The organism is Streptomyces sp. NPDC001348 (assembly GCF_053597535.1).
In genome coordinates this window covers 120,802-138,513 of the sequence record NZ_JBSFIK010000002.1, presented here as the reverse complement: position 1 = coordinate 138,513, position 17,712 = coordinate 120,802, and the positions used below count along the sequence as shown (strand labels likewise).

The 17,712-nt window shown below is 73.3% G+C and carries 18 protein-coding genes; 6 read left to right on the top strand and 12 right to left on the bottom strand.

Annotation, left to right across the window (positions count from 1 at the left end; genetic code table 11):
- Window positions 1-87: 87 nt before the first annotated feature.
- The 10 genes from ACWC21_RS02410 to ACWC21_RS02365 all read right to left on the bottom strand — a co-directional run bounded on the left by ACWC21_RS02410 (window position 88) and on the right by ACWC21_RS02365 (window position 7,597).
- Window positions 88-420, bottom strand: coding sequence for a TcmI family type II polyketide cyclase (locus tag ACWC21_RS02410; protein WP_450877275.1), 333 nt, complete (start codon window positions 418-420; stop codon window positions 88-90).
- Window positions 421-438: 18 nt separating this feature from the next.
- On the bottom strand, window positions 439-918 hold the full coding sequence (locus tag ACWC21_RS02405; RefSeq protein ID WP_450877273.1) for an SRPBCC family protein: 480 nt from the start codon (window positions 916-918) through the stop codon (window positions 439-441).
- A gap of 1 nt (window position 919) precedes the next feature.
- Window positions 920-1,177, bottom strand: a complete 258-nt coding sequence (locus ACWC21_RS02400; RefSeq protein ID WP_388793522.1) for an acyl carrier protein — start codon at window positions 1,175-1,177, stop codon at window positions 920-922.
- Window positions 1,178-1,222: 45 nt separating this feature from the next.
- On the bottom strand, window positions 1,223-2,473 hold the full coding sequence (locus tag ACWC21_RS02395; protein WP_450877271.1) for a ketosynthase chain-length factor: 1,251 nt from the start codon (window positions 2,471-2,473) through the stop codon (window positions 1,223-1,225).
- Window positions 2,470-3,738 (bottom strand): beta-ketoacyl-[acyl-carrier-protein] synthase family protein, encoded by a 1,269-nt coding sequence (locus ACWC21_RS02390; RefSeq protein WP_450877269.1) that lies wholly within the window; start codon window positions 3,736-3,738, stop codon window positions 2,470-2,472. Before ACWC21_RS02390 ends, ACWC21_RS02395 begins: the two co-directional genes overlap by 4 nt.
- Window positions 3,735-4,172, bottom strand: coding sequence for a cupin domain-containing protein (locus tag ACWC21_RS02385; RefSeq protein ID WP_450877267.1), 438 nt, complete (start codon window positions 4,170-4,172; stop codon window positions 3,735-3,737). The genes ACWC21_RS02390 and ACWC21_RS02385 overlap by 4 nt, the downstream gene beginning before the upstream one ends.
- 67 nt (window positions 4,173-4,239) lie before the next feature.
- Window positions 4,240-5,367, bottom strand: a complete 1,128-nt coding sequence (locus ACWC21_RS02380) for a SchA/CurD-like domain-containing protein (protein WP_450877265.1) — start codon at window positions 5,365-5,367, stop codon at window positions 4,240-4,242.
- Between the two features lie 298 nt (window positions 5,368-5,665).
- Window positions 5,666-6,523 (bottom strand): hypothetical protein, encoded by an 858-nt coding sequence (locus ACWC21_RS02375; RefSeq protein ID WP_450877263.1) that lies wholly within the window; start codon window positions 6,521-6,523, stop codon window positions 5,666-5,668.
- Window positions 6,524-6,575: 52 nt separating this feature from the next.
- The gene (locus tag ACWC21_RS02370) at window positions 6,576-6,791 is read right to left on the bottom strand and encodes a tautomerase family protein (RefSeq protein ID WP_450877261.1); all 216 of its coding nucleotides are present in this window, start codon (window positions 6,789-6,791) and stop codon (window positions 6,576-6,578) included.
- Window positions 6,792-6,853: 62 nt separating this feature from the next.
- Complete coding sequence (locus ACWC21_RS02365) at window positions 6,854-7,597, bottom strand: SDR family oxidoreductase (RefSeq protein ID WP_450877259.1); 744 nt, start codon at window positions 7,595-7,597, stop codon at window positions 6,854-6,856.
- A 138-nt stretch (window positions 7,598-7,735) separates the two neighbouring features.
- On the opposite strand from ACWC21_RS02365, the gene ACWC21_RS02360 reads away from it, so the two are divergent.
- The 3 genes from ACWC21_RS02360 to ACWC21_RS02350 all read left to right on the top strand — a co-directional run bounded on the left by ACWC21_RS02360 (window position 7,736) and on the right by ACWC21_RS02350 (window position 11,262).
- Entirely contained in the window at window positions 7,736-8,608 is an 873-nt protein-coding gene (locus ACWC21_RS02360) for an MmyB family transcriptional regulator (protein WP_450877257.1), read from the top strand.
- 104 nt (window positions 8,609-8,712) lie between these two features.
- On the top strand, window positions 8,713-8,964 hold the full coding sequence (locus tag ACWC21_RS02355; RefSeq protein ID WP_450877255.1) for a hypothetical protein: 252 nt from the start codon (window positions 8,713-8,715) through the stop codon (window positions 8,962-8,964).
- A 147-nt stretch (window positions 8,965-9,111) separates the two neighbouring features.
- The gene (locus ACWC21_RS02350; RefSeq protein WP_450877253.1) at window positions 9,112-11,262 is read left to right on the top strand and encodes a tetratricopeptide repeat protein; all 2,151 of its coding nucleotides are present in this window, start codon (window positions 9,112-9,114) and stop codon (window positions 11,260-11,262) included.
- Window positions 11,263-11,292: 30 nt separating this feature from the next.
- Here ACWC21_RS02350 and ACWC21_RS02345 read toward each other — a convergent pair whose 3' ends face one another.
- Window positions 11,293-12,258, bottom strand: coding sequence for a MerR family transcriptional regulator (locus tag ACWC21_RS02345; protein WP_450877251.1), 966 nt, complete (start codon window positions 12,256-12,258; stop codon window positions 11,293-11,295).
- 172 nt (window positions 12,259-12,430) lie between these two features.
- Here ACWC21_RS02345 and pgm point away from each other — a divergent pair, with 172 nt between their 5' ends.
- The 3 genes from pgm (at window position 12,431) to ACWC21_RS02330 (ending at window position 16,454) form a co-directional block, all read left to right on the top strand.
- Window positions 12,431-14,071, top strand: a complete 1,641-nt coding sequence (pgm, locus tag ACWC21_RS02340; protein ID WP_450877249.1) for a phosphoglucomutase (alpha-D-glucose-1,6-bisphosphate-dependent) — start codon at window positions 12,431-12,433, stop codon at window positions 14,069-14,071.
- A 45-nt stretch (window positions 14,072-14,116) separates the two neighbouring features.
- Window positions 14,117-14,563: a hypothetical protein gene (locus ACWC21_RS02335; protein ID WP_450877247.1), complete on the top strand. Its 447-nt coding sequence runs from the start codon at window positions 14,117-14,119 to the stop codon at window positions 14,561-14,563.
- A 196-nt stretch (window positions 14,564-14,759) separates the two neighbouring features.
- Window positions 14,760-16,454: an FAD-dependent oxidoreductase gene (locus ACWC21_RS02330; protein WP_450877245.1), complete on the top strand. Its 1,695-nt coding sequence runs from the start codon at window positions 14,760-14,762 to the stop codon at window positions 16,452-16,454.
- On the opposite strand, the gene ACWC21_RS02325 is transcribed toward ACWC21_RS02330, so the two are convergent.
- Complete coding sequence (locus ACWC21_RS02325; protein WP_450877243.1) at window positions 16,451-17,686, bottom strand: cytochrome P450 family protein; 1,236 nt, start codon at window positions 17,684-17,686, stop codon at window positions 16,451-16,453. The two genes, ACWC21_RS02330 and ACWC21_RS02325, sit on opposite strands and share 4 nt — an antisense overlap.
- Window positions 17,687-17,712: the final 26 nt, after the last annotated feature.

Genomic DNA, 17,712 nt, shown 5'->3' with positions numbered 1-17,712 from the left:
TCCGAAGCCGCGCACAACACCGGTCGCCGGGCCCGCGACGCTGCGGGCCCGGCGACCGGTGGCCGTCCGCGGGGGCGGACGGCGGGTTCAGACGGCCCGGTCGCGCTCCCAGAGGTAGAAGCGCCGGGCCATCGCGTCCTTCGGCGAGCGCCAGGTCTCGGGGTCGTACGCGCCGACGTACGCCGACAGCCGCTCGCTCACGTCCCGGAACTCCGGATGGCCGGTCACCTTGGCGATGGCCGGGCCGGGGTCCTGCTCCGACTCGATGAGATGCAGGTACACGTCACCGAACTGGAAGAGGCTGCGCCGGGCGACACCGACGAGCCGCGGCAGCTCTCCCCGGTCGGAGTCCTCGAAGATCTTCGCGATGTCCGGGGCCGACCCCGGGGCCATCCGGGCCACGATAAGGGCTTGGTGCACGGTGTCTCTCCGTCCGGCTCAGTCGGTCAGGCCCGGCTGGGCCCCCTGCTCGGCGGCCACCTTCTCGATCCGGTCCCGGATCAGGGCCATCTGGATCTTGGAGTTCTTGTTGATGTTGTCGGTCATCCAGTCGTCGTCGACCGGGGCCTCGGGCTTCATCGCGAAGTCCTGGGTCCAGACCATCCGGGTGCCGCCCGGCACCTCCTCGTAGTGCCACCGGATGTTCATGTGGGCGAACGGGCCGGTCTCCACCCGGCGGGCCTTGACGGTGAGGGTGGGGCGGTCGGTCTCCCGTTCCGAGACCCAGCTCCACACGGTGCCGTTCTCGTCGGGATGCATGGTCAGCCGGAAGGTGGTCCTGTCCCCCTCCTGGGACAGGATCTCGGCGGAGGCGTACTCGCTGAACAGCTGCGGCCAGTTCGCCACGTCGTTGGTGATGTCCCACACCAGGTCCACCGGTGCGGCGATGGTGATCTCGTTCTGCGTGTGTCCAGCCATGTCAGGCTCCTGCCAGAAGGGCGCTGTTGACGAGGTCGAGGAACTCCCGGGGGGTCTTGCAGCGCTCCGCGTCGGGAGGCATCGGCGTGCCGTGCCGGTTCTCCAGCTCGCCGACGATGCCGAGCAGACCGAGCGAGTCGATGCCGAGCTCCCCGAAGGCGGTGTCGGGGCGGTCCGACAGCTCCTGGGGGCTGACGGTGATCCCAGCCGCCTTCTTCATGAGTTCGGCCAGTTCTTCGACGGTGATTTGGGCACTCATGTCGTTCCTCTCTCTCCTTGCTTGGGTTCCGCTCCGGCGACCTCGCTACGAGGCGTCGGCGGCGCCGTGCCGGAGCACGAGCGCCGAGTTCGACCCCATGAGGCCCCGGCTGAGGACCAGTGCCGTGCGCAGCTCGGCGGCGCGGGCCCGGCCGGTCACGAGGTCGAGGTCGTGGCAGACGTCGACCACGTTCGGGGTCGGCGGGATCAGACCGTGCTCCATCGCGAGCACCGCGGCCGCCGTGTCGAGCACGGGAGCCGCGCAGTAGCCCCGTCCGGTGCCCGTCTTCGGCGCCGTCACCGGCACCCGCCGGCCGTGACCGCCCAGGGCGTCGGCGATCGCCAGCGCCTCCGCCCGGTCCGCCGCCGGCACCCCGAGGGCGTCGGCGAAGACGACGTCGACCTCCTCGGGCGCGCAGCCGGCCTCCGCCAGGGCGCCGCGGATCGCCTCGGCGAGTCCCTCCCGGGACGCCTCCCAGCGCGAGGCACCGGTGAAGGTCGCCGCGTGCCCGGCGAGGACGGCCCGCACGGGCAGCCCCCGTTCCCAGGCCGAGGCGACCTCCTCCACGACGAGCATCGCGCCGCCCTCGGCGGGGACGAAACCGCAGGCGCCGTCCGTGAACGGGCGGTAGGCGCACGCCGGATCGTCGACGGTGCTCAGCTCCTCGTAACCGAGCTGGCAGACCATCGAGTACGGCGCCAGCGGCGCCTCGGTCGACCCGGCCACGATCACGTCGGTGCCGCGCCGCACGGCCCGCGCCGCGTGCGCGAGGGCGTCCAGGCCGCCGGCCTCGTCGGCGGCGACCACCGAGCAGGGCCCCTTGAAGCCGCGGCGGATGGAGATCTGGCCGGTGCTGGCGGCGTAGAACCAGGCGATGGACTGGTACGGGCCGACGAACCGGCTGCCCTTTCCCCACAGTCGCTGCAGCTCCCGCTGGCCGAACTCACCGCCGCCGGAGCCGGCCGCGGTGACCACGCCCACCGAGAACGGCGCCTCGTCGGTGTCGGCCTGGCCGAGGCGGGCGTCCTCCAGTGCCAGGTCGGCCGCGGCCATCGCGAAGTGAGTGAACCGGTCGGTCTGGACGAGGAACCGCTCCTCGACGGCCGCCGACGGTTCAAAGCCGCGGACCTCGCCGGCCACCCGCAGCGGCAGCTGCTCGCAGCCCTCGCGGGTGACGCGGTCCAGGACGCTCATGCCTTCCTCGGTGGACTTCCAGAAGGCCTCCACGGTGGTTCCGTTCGGCGCGACCACACCGATCCCGGTGACGGCCGCGCGCCGCGGATACGGTTCGCTCATGGTGTCCTCTCCCTCGGCCGGGTCAGGATCACCGCGGACTGGAAACCGCCGAACCCACTGCCCACGGACAGGACGCTGGACAGCTTCCGTTCGCGTGCGACGCGCGGGACGTAGTCCAGGTCGCACTCGGGGTCGGGGGTCTCGTAGTTCGCGGTGGGCGGTACGGCCTGGTGGGTCAGGGCCAGCACACAGGCCACGACCTCGATCGCCCCGATGGCCCCGAGGGAGTGACCCACCATCGACTTGATCGAGCTCATCGGTGTGTCGTAGGCGTGCTGCCCCAGGGCCCGCTTCACCGCGGCCGTCTCGTGGCGGTCGTTCTGCCGGGTGCCCGAGCCGTGCGCGTTGACGTAGTCGATCGCGGAACCGTCGAGCCGGGCGTGGTCCAGGGCGACCTCGATCGCCCGGGCCATCTCCAGGCCCTCGCTGGTCAGACCGGTCATGTGGTAGGCGTTGCCGAAGGTGGCGTAGCCGCCGAGCTCGCAGTACACGTGCGCGCCGCGGGCCCGGGCGTGCTCCAGCTCCTCCAGGACGAGCACCGCCCCGCCCTCGCCCATGACGAACCCGTCACGGTCGTTGTCGAAGGGGCGGGAGGCGTGGGCGGGATCGTCGTTGTTCGGGGACGTCGCCTTGATCGCGTCGAAGCACGCCATGGTGATCGGTGAGATCGGCGAGTCCGAGGCACCGGCTATGCAGATGTCGGCCCGTCCCTCCTCGACGGTGTGGAAGGCGTACCCGACCGCGTCGAGACCCGAGGTGCAGCCCGTGGAGACGGTCTGCACCGGGCCGCACGCCCCGAACCGTTCCGCGACCGCCGAGGCGAGGGTGCTCGGCGAGAACGCCCGGTGCAGATGCGGCTCCGATTCCCGGTGGTCCACGTCCCAGCGCTGCCCGCGGTGGCTGACCAGGACGTAGTCGTGCTCGAGCCGGGTGGTGCCGCCGACGGCGGTGCCCAGGGACACCCCGACCCGCCAGGGGTTCTCCCTGGCGAGGTCGAGACCGGAGTCGCGGACGGCTTCGTCGCCCGCGACCAGGGCGAACTGGATGTACCGGTCCGCCCGAGCGGTCTGCTCCGCGTCCAGTCCGTACGCCGTCGGGTCGAAGTCGCACTCGGCGGCGATCCGGGAGCGCAGTCCGGCCGGGTCGAAGAACGTGATGCCCCGGGTCGCGGTACGGCCACCGGCGAGCAGATCCCAGAAGGCCGGAACGCCGATGCCGCCGGGTGCCACGATGCCTATGCCGGTGACCGCCACCCGCCTGGTCATGACCGGCTCCCGCCCGCGCCGGCCCCCTCGGCGGCGACCGCGGCGGGCACGGTCTCCTCCGTGTCGACGTGGCCGAGCGGCGGGCTCGGGGCCAGCGGGCCGAGGTGGAAGACGATCCGGGCCTCGACGTCACCGACGTTGCGGAACCGGTGGCGCACGTGGGCGGGGATCATCAGCCCCTGCTCCGGCCGCAGCGGGTGCGGCTCGCCGTCCAGGTCCACCTCCAGCTGCCCGCAGACGACGTAGACGAACTCCTCGGAGTACGGGTGGTAGTGCTCTGCGATGCGGTCGCCGGGCTGCACCATGGCGACGCCCATGAAACCGCTGGTCGAGCCGACCGTGGTGGGGGTGAGCAGGGCGCGCAGGTCACCGCCGCGCCTGGTGTTGGGCTCGATCTCGCTGACATCCACGATAGGGGGACGGGATCTGGTCACGACGTTCCTCCGATGCTGTGCTGCGTCGACGTGGGGGGTGTGGCCGTCGCGGGCCGTGTACTGCCGGTCAGACCTCGGGCGAACGGCGGTCGGTGACGAGGGCCATGCGGGCGGACTCCAGCAGGCGCGCGGGGTCACCGCTCCTGGCGCCGGCGTCGAGGAGCGTGGTCAGCTCCGCCGCCTGCGAGGGGTCGGGCAGGCCGAGGGCGACGACGGGGTCGGCCGCCTCCAGGGCGCCCCGCATGTCGATCAGCCGTACGACGACGTCGTCGCGCTGGAAGATCGTGCTGCGCAGGATCGGGCTGCGCGGGTCCTTCGCCGCCACCGCGTCCTGCTCGGCGAGGACCTCGGCCAGCCGCATGCCGAGCCCCTCCCGGGCCGGGTAGTACAGGGCGTGCCGCTGCGCCTCGGGGATGTCCTGGGCCTGCGTCACGTGGTGGACGGCGGGCAGGGCCGCACGGGTGAAGAAGACCCGGGCGGACTCCTGGTCGTCGAGGTCCCGGTCCTGCTCGAGGTAGGGGTTGATGGCCTCCTCGACGGCCCGCACCTCGGGCTGCCGGGCGACGTGGCGCAGCGCCGTGAGCAGGTCGCCCCGCACCTCGATGGCGCGGACCACGCGGTTGCCGTGCATGTACAGGGAGGTGCGGCACAGCCGCGTGGTGTCGTCGACCTGCGGCTCGGGCGAGGCGTACTCCGCCAGGATCCCGGCGACCTTCTCCTCGCTGCCCGGCTTGACCGTGAAGGTGAGGGCGTGGCGGACCACGCCGTCACCGATCCGGGGAGCCGCCTGCAGCCGGCGCTGGCCGGCCGAGGTGTCCGTATCCGTCTCGCGGACGATGTGGAAGCGCAGCGACCGGGTGTCCCGGACGCAGGAGTGCAGCGGCTCCACCATGCGGACGTGCTCCTCGCTGTTCACCCAGGACAGGAACGGCGGGGCGCTCTCCCACTCACTGGTGATGAGCCACTGGGAGGGGTTCTCGATCGACTGGCACAGCTGGTCGCTGACGTGCCCGGGGACGGAGGCGACCTGGTTGCACAGCTGCTCGTAGGCCTCCAGGAACTGCTGCTGGGCTCCGTCGTAGACGTCCACCAGCAGGACGACCCGGAGCCTGGAGCCGTCGAACACGGACTGGGAGACATGGTGCGACGCCTGTCGCACCGACAGTTCTGAAACCCGCTCAGACATCGTGGTCATCCTGTGCGCATCTCCTTCGCGGGCCCCTGTGTCTGTCGTCAGGGGCGGCCGGTGGGCGGAACGGACAGCGACCGGCGCGCCGCGCAAGTAAACGCGCCGGTCGCATGGGCACGATCCTGCGCCGTGCCGTGCCACACCACGAGCGCAGCGGGGTAAGTGGGTGAAGGGTCGTCCGTACGGGCTCACCCGGTCGGCCGGTGCCCGGCGTGGGCGCCCGGCTCCGGCGAAGCGCCCCGGCGTCGTCGAAGTGCCGCTGGGCACAGGGCCGCTCGGTGCTGTTCCGGGATGTCCCGGCGCGTCAGGAGCCGGCGGCGAGCCGGTCGGCCTGCTCGGCGGCCTCGCGCGCCTCCCGTTCGGCCCGCGCCAGCGCCTCGCCGGCGGCCGCGTGGCGTTCCGCCGCCCGCTGCCGCTCGCGCTCCGCCCGCCGCAGGGTCTCGCGGGACTGGTCCAACTGCCGCTCGGCATCGGCCAGTCGCGCCTCGGCCTCCGCCTGTTCCGCGCGCTTCTCGCGCAGCCGCTCCGCGGCCCGCTCGGCCGCCTTGCGGGCGCGGTCGAGCTGCTGCCGCCTGCGCTGCCGGCGCCGCTCGGCGAGCTCGTCCGCCGCCCGGGCCGACGCCGGCGGCGGTGCGGCCGTCCGCCGGGCAGGCGTCCGCGACACCCCGGGCAGCCGGGCGGCCTCGAAGTCCGAGGGCGGGGTGAGCGCGCCGGTCAGGCGGCCGGACGCCCACCGGTCGGCCGCGTCCGGGTCGGCCAGCACCGCGCGCAGGGTGGACTCGACCTCCTGCCGTGCCGCGTCCGACAGCCCGTGCCCGGCCTCCCGGGCGAGCTCGGTCGCCTGCCGGGACAGCGCGGAGACGATCCGCCGGCGCTCCGCGGACAGCTCCTTGAGCCCGGCGGCGTCCAGCGTGCGGTACGCCTCGCGCAGCGCCCGGCCCAGCTCCAGGAACTGCCGGCTCTCCTCGGGACGGGAGCGCAGCAGCAGGTTCGCGGCCCAGGCGGCCAGGGTGGGCCGCCGGGCGGCGCGGATCCGGCGGGCGTCGTCGGTACGGCCTTCCGTCCGGGCCGCGGCCGCCAGTTCCTCCCGGCGGGCGACGAACCGGCCCGGCGGGGTGGTGTACAGCTCGTCGAGCACCGACTCCACCGCGTTGTGGGGCATGTCCCCCAGACTCCGCCGGACCGGCCCGCCGCGCACCCGCAGCGGGCCGGGGTCAGTCCTCGGGCGACTGCTGGAGCATGGCGAGGGTCAGTACGTTGCCGCCGATGCCCCAGCCGCCGTCGGTGACCTCCTCGACCAGGACGAGGGTGTTGGCGCGGGCGCGCTCACCGTAGAGGTCGACGTACAGCTGGGTGGCGCGGGTGACGATCTCCTCCTTCTGCTTCTCGTCGAGGCTCCCGGCGGGCACCTTGAAGTTGGCGAACGGCATGGTGTTTCTCCTTGAGTGCGAAGGGGTGGTTGGGTAAGGGGTTTCCGGTGAGCGGGTGACCGTCAGACGATGCCGCCGTTGGCGCGGATCACCTGGCCGTTGACCCAGTGACCGGCGGGGGAGGCCAGGAAGGACACGACCGCGGCGATGTCGGCCGGGGTACCGAGGCGCTCCAGCGGGGGCTGGGCGGCCAGCCGGGCGACCGTCTCCTCGTCCTTGCCCTCGAGGAACAGATCGGTGGCGGTGGGCCCCGGTGCGACGGTGTTCACGGTGACGTCCCGCCCGCGCAGCTCCCGCGCGAGCACCATCGTGAGTGCCTCGACCGCGCCCTTGCTGGCGCTGTACGCGCCGTACCCGGGGAAGGCCAGGCCCACCACGGAGGTCGAGAAGGTGATCAGTGTGCCACCGGGGCGCAGGGTCCTGGCGGCCTCCCGGGCGATCACGAAGGTGCCGCGGATGTTGGTGCGGTGCAACGCGTCCAGCTCCGCCAGGTCCAGTTCGGCGACCGGCGACAGATACATGCGTCCGGCCGCGTGGACGACCACGTCGACCCCGCCGAACCGCGACTCGGCGGTGGCGAACAGCGCGGCCACGTCCTCCTCGTCGGCGACGTCGGCCCGTACGGCGACCGCCCGGCCGCCCGCGGCGGTGACCTCCTCGACGGCGGCCTCGGCCAGTTCGCGGTTGCCCGCGTAACCGACCACCAAGGCGTGTCCGTCGGCGGCCAGCCGGCTCACCGTCGCACGGCCGATGCCGCGCGAGCCGCCGGTGACGACGGCGACCCTCGTCGCTTCCTGGGTGGACATGGTTGCTCCTCTGACAGTGCGTGGTGCCGTGCTTGCGCTCTCCAGCGTGGTCCGGTGTCCCCGTGGGAGCCATGGCTGTCTCCACCCAGGGGTCGGCAACCCCTGGCTCAGCAGGCCGGGACACGAGATCATGGCCGGGTGAACCAGTCCGAACTCGCCGCTTTCCTGAAGTCCCGGCGCGACCGGGTCCGCCCGGCCGACGTCGGCCTGCCCGCGGGTCCCCGGCGCCGGGTGCCCGGACTGCGGCGCGAGGAGGTCGCCCTGCTGGCCGGGCTGTCCGCGGACTACTACACCGAGCTGGAGCGCGGCCGCGGCGCTCAGCCCTCCGCCCAGGTCCTGGCCGCGCTCGCCCGCGCGCTCCGGCTGAACGGCGACGAACGCGACCACCTGTTCCACCTCGCCGACCGCCCGCTGCCCGCGGCGGCGCACGGCCCGGCCGCGCACGTCCAGCCCGCCCTGCTCGGTCTGCTGGACCGGCTCACCACCACGCCCGCCCAGGTGATCACCGACCTGCACGAGACGCTCGTACAGAACCCCCTGGCCAGGGCGCTCCTCGGCCCGCCCCCGGCGACGACCGGACCCGACGCGAGTTTCGTGTACCGCTGGTTCACCGACCCCGGAGCCCGCGCGGTCTACCCGGCCGAGGACCACCCGCACCACTCCCGGGTGTTCGTCGCCGACCTGCAGGCGGTCGCCGCCCGGCGCGGCAAGGACTCCGCGGTGGCCCGGATGGTCGCCGCGCTGCGCCGGCACAGCGATGAGTTCGTGGCCCTGTGGGAGACCCGCGACGTCGCCCTGCGCCGCAGCGACCACAAGCGCATCGTCCATCCCGCCCTGGGCGTGATCGAGCTGGACTGCCACAACCTGTTCAGCGAGGACGGCCGCCAGCGCCTGCTGTGGTTCACCGCCCCGCCGGGTACGGAGGGCGCCGCACAGCTGGAGCTGCTCTCGGTCATCGGCACCCAGGACCTGACGGACGGCAACCCGCCCCTGCCGACCGACATCCGCTGAGGGAAGCGGAAAACGTGCGGTGAATCGCGATCGGACCCGGCTGGCGGGGGCTGGGCCTGCCCCCGGAGTGCGGGCGGCTCCTCGACACCGGGCCGTCGGCCGCGGTGGTCGGACTGTTCACGTACATCGCGGTCGTCCGACGTGCGCCGGTGGTCTTCGCCCTGACCGGCGGATCCATGGTGTGCGAGTCGGTGGCGGTGCCCAACCTCGCGGGTCGAGAACACCTGGTCGCGGTGGGCGCGGCCATCGTGCTGGGCCTGCTCCACCCGCGTGAGCGCACCCTGCCGCGGCCCCGGCCCGCCGGCCCTCCCGTGACGGCGCATCCCGCGTCCGGGGCGGGGCTGTCGCGCCGGTAGCCCCGCTCTCGCGAGGCCCGTGTACCACGACGGGACCGACAGGGGGTGAATCGGCCGATCCCGTACCACGGCGACGCGGGATGCCCTACCGTATAGCGCCGCGAAGCGGTCCATGCCGGGCCCGCACCGTCGCTGGGGGAGGACCGGGTGCAGACAGGGGACGATCGGCCCACGGGCCCTGACCGGTACCACGACCACGTCGACTTCCGGAACGGCCAGTTCCACGGGCCGGTGTCGTTCGGCGCCGGCTGCGAGCACGCGGCCCACGAGCCGACCGCCGTCTCCACCCTGCCGACGGTCCAGCACGGCTTCACCGGACGCGAACGCGAACTCGACCTCCTCCTGGAGGGGTTACGGCCGTCCGGCGACACCCCGCCCGCCGACTCACCCGTCATGTGGGCGGTGACCGGGCTGGGCGGCATCGGCAAGACGACCCTCGCGCTGCAGGCCGCGCACATCGCCAAGGGCAAGGGCTGGTTCACCGGGGGCACCCTCTTCCTCGACCTCGCGGGCTACGAGGACACCCCGGTGGCGCCCGCGCAGGCCGTCATGTCCCTGCTGCACGCACTCGGCACCGGCAGCGCCCACCTGCCGTCCGAGGAGGTCGACCCCTACGGGCTGTACCGCGGCAAGCTGGCCCGGCTCGCCGACCTCGGCCAGCGGGTGCTGCTGCTCTTCGACAACGTGTGCGAGCCGAGCCAGCTTCCGCCGCTGCTGCCCGGCGGCACGACGCACCGCGTCCTGTTCACCTCCCGCGAGTCGCACCCCTCGCTGGCCGCCCGCAAGTTGTACCTCGGCCCGCTGCGTCCGCAGGACTCCGCCGCGCTGATCGCCAGGGCGTTGCGCCTGCGCCAGGCGGACGACGACCGGCCGGAGCGGGAGGCCGAGGCCGTGCGCGAGCTGACCCGGCTGTGCGGCCACCTGCCCCTGGCCCTCCAGATCGTGGCCGCACTCCTGAGCGGCCGCCCCTCACGCCGGGATGTGGCGTCCCTGGTCGAGGAACTCCACTCCGGGACCGATCTCACAGACACACTCCGCAGCGAGGGCGTGGACCATTACGGCAGGCCGCTGTCGCTGGCCCCCGTCTTCGAGGCCTGTATGCGTCGCCTGCCCGAGGACCGGGCCCGGGCCCTGTGCCTCCTGGCCCAGGTCCCGTGCGCCGACTACGGCACCGACACCGCCGCGGAGATCATGGGCCGAGGGGAGCACGCGGCACTGGACGTGCTCGACGACCTGGCCCGGGCCCACCTGGTGACGTGGGAGCGGCAGGGTGACGGGACGGCCGTACGCTGGGGCATCCACGACCTGGTGCGCAGCTACGCGGCAGCCCTCGCCGGGGCCGATCCCCGGCTGGCCGAGGAGGCCCGGACCGCACGGGCGCGGGCGAGAGCGCACTACCACCGGCAGGCCGCGCACTGCGACCGCCATCTGCTGGTCCCGGTCCACGACCCCTCTCCCGACGCCGCCGCACGCCGGGACACCGCCCTGGCCTGGTTCGACAGCGAGCGGACCAATCTCGTGGCCGCGGTGCAGTGGCCGGACGAGGACGACCCCCAGGCCCGGGTCGGCCTGGCGCTGCACCTGGCCAGGTACCTCCGCTGGCGCCGCTTCTTCGAGGACTGGGCCGCCGTCAGCAGGATCGCACGTGCCGTCGCCCACCGGCTGGGGGACGAGCGAGCCGAAGCCACCGCCTGCAATCACCTGGGCAACGCGCTGTCGCTCGGCGGACGCCCCCGCGAGGCCTTCGCACCGCTCACGCACGCGGCCCACCTCTTCCGGCGCATCGCGGACCCGACCGGCGAGGGCATGGCCTGGAACATCCTGGGCCTGGCCCACCGCAGGACCGGGCAGTACGACGTCGCCCTGGCCGCCCATCTGAGCGCCCGGGACCGCTTCCGGGCCCTCGGGGACGCCTGGAACGAGGGCCGGGCCCAGCACAACCTCGGCCTGGCCCTGGACGACGCGGGTCGCCACGCCGAGGCCGTCACCGCCTTCCGTCAGGCCTGCGAGCTCCACCAGGCGCACGACCGCATCTTCCACGGCGACTCGCTCAACAGCCTCGGCTGTGCCCTGCACGCGGTGGGACGGGTCGAGGAGGCCGTCACCGCGCTGGAACGGTCACTGCGCATCCGTCAGGAGTACGACAACTGGTACGGCACGGTGCAGACGCAGTACAACCTCGCGCGGTCCCTCGAGGCGGCGGGCCGCCAGGCCGAGGCGGCAGGGATCCAGCGCGCGGCGGACGAGGCCTGCGCCCTCCGGGGCGTCAGCCCGGTCGGCTGCGGACACCACTACTGACCGGCGAGGCGGCTCGCCACCGGCCGACGATCATGCCCTTCTGAGCGAGCCGTCGCCCGCCCGCGCGCCCAGCGCCGTGACGGACCATTCGACCGCCGGTGCCACAGGCTCCGGGGCGGGCCAGCCGTTGACCAGGGCGAGCAGTTCGAAGTACCGGTCGCGGCGCGGATCGTGCGCGGCCGACAGGCGCCGCACCAGCCATCGCCGCAGCTCGGCGTCGTCGGGGCGGTCGAAGGCCCGGGCACAGTGCCCGGTGAGCGCCGCTACGACGGGACCCGCCTCGCCCGAGTCCGGCGCGATGCCCGACCGCACGGCGGCCGTCGCGTGCTGGCGGACGATCGCCACCGCGTCGGGGCGCGGCAGGACGGTGCCGCTCGCGCGACGGACGGCCGCATGGTCCGCCGCGCCACGCCGCAGACCGGAACGGAAGCCCGGGTCCAGGGACAGTTCCGCTAGTTCCACCCAGGCCTCGACCTGTTCGTCCGTGGGATCGTCGGGAAGCTCGGGCGTCATGGAACACCGCGCCGCGGCGTAGCCCGGGTCGTCGTCGAGACCGTCGAAGACGGCTTCCAGGAAGTCGTCGACCAGGCGACGGCGTTCGGCCGGGGCGAGCCGGGCCAGTCGGTGCATGTTCTCCATCTCCTCGAACTCCTCGCAGGTGGGCCGGCGCCTGGCGACGGCCGTCAGCAGCGCGCGGCGCAGACGCAAGGCCCCGATCTGTGCGTCCAGGGCGGCGGCGTGCCGAGCGGCGACGTCGCCGAGAGCCAGCTCCCGGCCCACGACCCCGCGGATCGCCTCGAGCCCCAGCCCCAGTTCGCGCAGCGTGCGCACCAGGGCCAGCCGTGCCACGGCGTCGGGGCCGTACCGGCGGTGGCCGGCGGCGGTACGCCGGGCCGGCGCCACGATGCCGTGGTCCGAGTAGCGCCGGACGGTCTTGACCGTCAGTCCGGTGCGCCGCGCCAGTTCACCGATCGAGTACAGGGAATCGCCGTCCATGACCTCACCCTTCCGTCTCCCCCCGGGGGAGATTCAAGTCCGTGGCCGGGTGATCCGGCCGGCGGCGCCCCTGCGTGGGCGAGCGTGACGGTGGCGCACTCGCGTACAGGCGTGTCGAAGGGGAAAGATGGGACGCCGAGCGAGACGTCAACCGAAGCGGAGGAACGCACCCATGCCGCACGAGCGAGCGGGCACGCCGGCCGGTCCCGAGGATCTGGTCGACGTGGCCCGGCTGGTCACCGCGTACTACGCGCTGCACCCGGATCCGGCCGAGCCCGGGGAGCGGGTCGCGTTCGGCACCTCCGGACACCGCGGATCGTCGTCGGCGAGCGCGTTCAACGAGGACCACATCGCCGCCACCAGCCAGGCCATCTGCGAGTACCGGGCCGACCAGGGCACCGACGGCCCGCTGTTCCTCGGGGCCGACACCCACGCGCTGTCGGAGCCCGCGAAGGTGACCGCGCTGGAGGTGTTCGCCGCCAACGGCGTGAGGGTGCTGATCGACAGCGCGGACGGGTACACACCGACCCCGGCGGTCTCCCACGCCATCCTCACCCACAACCGGGGCCGCACCACCGGTCTCGCCGACGGGGTCGTGGTCACGCCCTCGCACAACCCGCCCTCCGACGGCGGCTTCAAGTACAACCCGCCGAACGGCGGCCCGGCGGCCTCGGACGCGACCTCCTGGATCCAGGACCGGGCCAACCAGATCATCGCGGGCGGCCTGAAGGACGTACGGCGCGTCTCCTACGCCAAGGCGCTCGCCGCGGACACGACCGGCCGGTACGACTTCCTCGGCACCTATGTCACCGACCTGCCGAGCGTCCTGGACCTCGAGGCGATCCGGAGGGCCGGCGTGCGCATCGGCGCCGACCCGCTGGGCGGGGCGTCCGTCGCCTACTGGGGCCGGATCGCCGAACAGCACGGGCTCGACCTGACCGTGGTCAATCCGCACACCGACCCCACCTGGCGGTTCATGACCCTGGACTGGGACGGCCGGATCCGCATGGACTGCTCGTCGCCGTACGCGATGGCCTCCCTCATCGAGCAGCGCGACCGGTTCACCATCGCCACCGGCAACGACGCCGACGCCGACCGGCACGGCATCGTCACCCCGGACGCGGGCCTGATGAACCCCAACCACTACCTCGCGGTCGCCATCTCCTACCTCTACCGTCACCGTGAGCAGTGGCCGGCCGGGACGGGCATCGGCAAGACCCTGGTGTCCTCCGGGATGATCGACCGGGTCGCCGCCGAACTCGGCCGGGAACTGGTCGAGGTGCCGGTCGGCTTCAAGTGGTTCGTGGACGGGCTGATCGGCGGCTCGCTCGGCTTCGGCGGCGAGGAGTCGGCCGGCGCGTCGTTCCTGCGCCGGGACGGCTCGGTGTGGACGACGGACAAGGACGGCATCATCCTGGCCCTGCTGGCCTCCGAGATCACCGCCGTGACCGGCAGGACGCCGTCCGAGCACTACGCCGAACTGACCGCCCGCTTCGGCGAACCCGCGTACGCGCGGATCGACGCCCCGGCGTCCCGCGAGGAGAAGGCGCTGCTGGCCAAGCTGTCGCCCGCCCAGGTCACCGCGGAGTCCCTGGCCGGGGAACCGGTCACCGCCGTGCTCACCGAGGCCCCGGGCAACGGCGCCCCCCTCGGCGGCATCAAGGTGACCACCGAGCACGCCTGGTTCGCGGCGCGTCCCTCCGGCACGGAGGACGTCTACAAGGTGTACGCCGAGTCGTTCCTGGGGTCCGACCACCTCGCCCAGGTGCAGGAGGAGGCCAAATCCGTGGTGCTGACGGCACTCGGCGGCTGAGGACTTCGGACGGGCCTGTTTGCCGGGGAACTGACCGGCAAGGCGATGTCCATGAGTGAATCGAACAACGACACGAAGCGAACGTCCGACTCCCAGCAGGGGACGGCTGCCAAGGCACGGAACGCCGCGGCCGACGCGACGGCTCCGGCGTCCCGGGGCGCGAAGAAGGCCGCCGCGAAGGCGGATGACGCGGCGTCAGCGGCCAAGGAGGGCGCCGACAAGGCGACCGGGGCCGCGGCCGAGGCGACGAGCGGGGCCGTGCAGGCCGGGGCCGAGAAGCTGGAGGCGGGCCGCCGTGCGGTCGTCGCGGCCTCCGGCCAGGTGGCGGCGACGGCCAGGACGGCCTGGACGGTCATCAGCCAGCGCAAGCTCGTCGCGGTCGCGGCGGGGGCCGGCCTGACCGCGGTGAGCGCCGCGTCGTACGCGGTGGGCCGCCGCACGGGACGCCCCGCGCAGGGCCCCCTGACCCGACTCACCGGCGGCCGTATCTGACATCCCGGGGGCGGCCGTGCCCGCCCCCGGGCCCCTGTCCGGGAACCGTTCGCCGCTTTCCAAACCAGCAACTAGCCGGATCGGACGCCTCCGGCCGGGTGAACGAGCCCGAGCGCGTCCCCGTCCCGCGGGGCATGCATCACAGTCCCGGCCGTTTCCGGCCGAGTCGGAGGAGACGACGCGCTGGAGGCGAGTGATGAAGGAAAGAGCCGATTCCGCCGACCGCGGCACCCACCGGGTACCGGTCCTCATCGTCGGCGGTTCCCTGGTCGGCCTGTCCACCTCGGTGTTCCTGGGGCGGCTGGGAGTCCCGCACACGCTGGTGGAACGCCATGCCGGTACGTCCATCCACCCCCGTGGGCGCGGCAACAACGTACGGACGATGGAGCTGTTCCGGGTGGCCGGCGTCGAGCCCGGGATCCGGCAGGCCGCGGCCACACTGGCCGGCAACCACGGCATCCTGCAGACCCCCACCCTGGTCGGCGACGCCGGTGAATGGCTGTTCAAGGAGATCGACCCGGGCGGCGGGCTCGCCCGGTTCAGCCCCAGCACCTGGTGCCTGTGCAGCCAGAACGACCTGGAACCCGTGCTCCTCGACCACGCCGTCGGCCAGGGCGGCGATCTGCGGTACCACACCGAGCTGATGTCGTTCGACGCCGATCCCACCGGGGTCACCGCGGTGGTCAAGAGCCGTGACACCGGCGAGCACACCACCATCCGCGCGGACTACCTGGTCGCCGCCGACGGCCCCCGCAGCCCCGTCCGCGAACAGCTCGGCATCGGGCAGAGCGGCCCCGGCGACCTGTTCCACAACATCAGCATGACCTTCCGCTCGCGCCGCCTCGCCGACGTGGTGGGCGAGCGCCGGTTCATCGTCTGCTACCTGACCAGCCCGGACGCCGACGGCGCGCTGCTCCCGGTCGACAACAGGGAGAACTGGGTCTTCCACGCCCCCTGGCACCCCGAACACGGCGAGACCCTGGAGGAGTTCACCGACGAGCGGTGCGTCGACCACATCCGCCGCGCGGTCGGTGACCTGGACCTCGACGTGGAGATCACCGGCCGGGCGCCCTGGCACGCCGCCCAGCGCGTCGCCCGCGGCTACCGGTCCGGCCGGGTCTTCCTGGCCGGGGACTCGGCGCACGAGATGTCCCCCACGGGGGCCTTCGGCTCCAACACCGGCATCCAGGACGCCCACAACCTCGCCTGGAAGCTGTCCGCGGTGCTCGGCGGCTGGGCGGGGGAGGGCCTGCTGGACACCTACGACACCGAGCGCCGCCCGGTCGCGGAGGCGACCAGCGCCCGGGCCGCCGGCCGTTCGGTGGAGCACAGCCACCCGGGTTTCGCCCCGGCCCCCGGCCTGGGCAGCGGCGGACCGCAGCGCGGCATCCTCAACGTCGCCCTGGGCTACCGCTATCCGCAGGGCGCGGTGGTGGACGCGGACCCGGCGACCCCGGTCGTCCCCGAGGCACTGCACCTGACCGGTGCACCGGGCAGCAGGGCCCCGCACATGTGGCTGCGGCGTGACGGAGAGCGCGTGTCCACCCTCGACCTCTACGAACGCGACATGGTCCTGCTCAGCGACGCGGAGGAGAAGGGCGGGACGGGCGGCTGGCACGAGGCAGCCACCCGCCTCGCCGAACGGATGCCGATCCCGCTGACCTCGTACCGCGTGGGCACCGGCCCCGACGCCGACCTGACGCCCGAGGGCGACGTGAACTGGGCGGAGCGGCACGGCACGACACCCGGGGGCGCCGTGCTCGTCCGCCCCGACGGGTTCGTGGCGTGGCGGTCGCCGGGCCCGGTCGAGGAGCCCGCGCTGACGCTGCGCGAGGTCCTGGGCACCGTCCTGGCACGCGCCGACCTCATCGGCCCGGGCGACCTGCCCTAGGAGGCCTGGGCGTTCAGCCGCACGGGAAGCTCGAACAGGTCGTTCTGCGTCACCACCGGCTTGTTGCGCAGCTCGGACGCGGGCACCGCCAGGTCCAGCCCGGGGAAACGGTCGTACAGCGCGGGCAGTGCCACCCCGGCCTCCAGCCGGGACAGGGCCGCGCCCGGGCAGACGTGCGGACCGTGGCCGAAGGAGATGTGACGGTTCCCCGACTCGCGGGTGATGTCGAAGTCACCCGCCGTCGGCCCGTGCGCCTTCTCGTCCCGGCCTATCGCGCCGTACGACACGATCAGGGCGTCGCCGGCCGGGATCACCCGGTCGCCGACCGGCACGTCCTCGGTCGCGAAGCGGATCAGGACGTGCGAGGTCGGAGTCGACCAGCGCAGCGTCTCCTCGATCACCGCCGACCAGTCCGCCTCCCCGGACAGCACGAGCGCCCGCTGGTCGGGATGGGTGGAGAGGTTGACGACGGCGTTGACGATCAGGGAGATGGTCGTCTCGTGGCCCGCGGCGACCATCAGCTGCAGGGTGGAGACGATCTCCTCGTCGGTGAGCCGGTCACCGTCCTCGGAGGCGAGGATCAGGGCGCTGGTCAGGTCGTCGCCCGGCGCCGCCCGCTTGGCGGCCACCGTCTCGGCCATGATCTGCGCCAGCTCCGTCAGGGTCGCGATGACCTCCTCGGGCGGGGTCTGGGTGGAGAAGAACTTCTCGAACAGCACCTTCAGCCGGGGCAGCCGGCCCTCGTCGAGCCCCATGAGGTCGGCGACGACGTACATGGGCAGCGGGTAGGCGAACTCCGTCTTGAGGTCGACGACGTCCGTGCCGGTGGGCAGCCGGTCGAGCAGTTCCTCGGTGAGCTTGGTGATCCGCTCCCGCATCTGCTCCACCCGGCGCGGGGTGAGCGCCTGGGCGACCAGGGTGCGCATCCGGCGGTGGTCCGCCCCGTCCACGGTCAGCATGGAGCGGCCCGGGTTCGCCAGGCCGATCAGCGGCCAGTCCGCGGGGATCTCGCCGCGCTGCCAGGCGCCCCACACGTTGATGTCCTTGACCAGACGCGGATCGGTGAGCAGCGCCTTGGCCTCGGCGTGGTGGGTGACGGCCCAGACGGGCACGCCGCCCGGCAGTTCGACGGCGGCGAGCGGACCGGCCGCGCGCAGGGCGGCGCTCTCGCCGTCCAGGTCGGTGACGAAGGGGTCGAGGGCGATCCGGGTTGCTTCGGTACCGGTCGTCATCGTGACATGCCTCCAGGGCGGGCGGG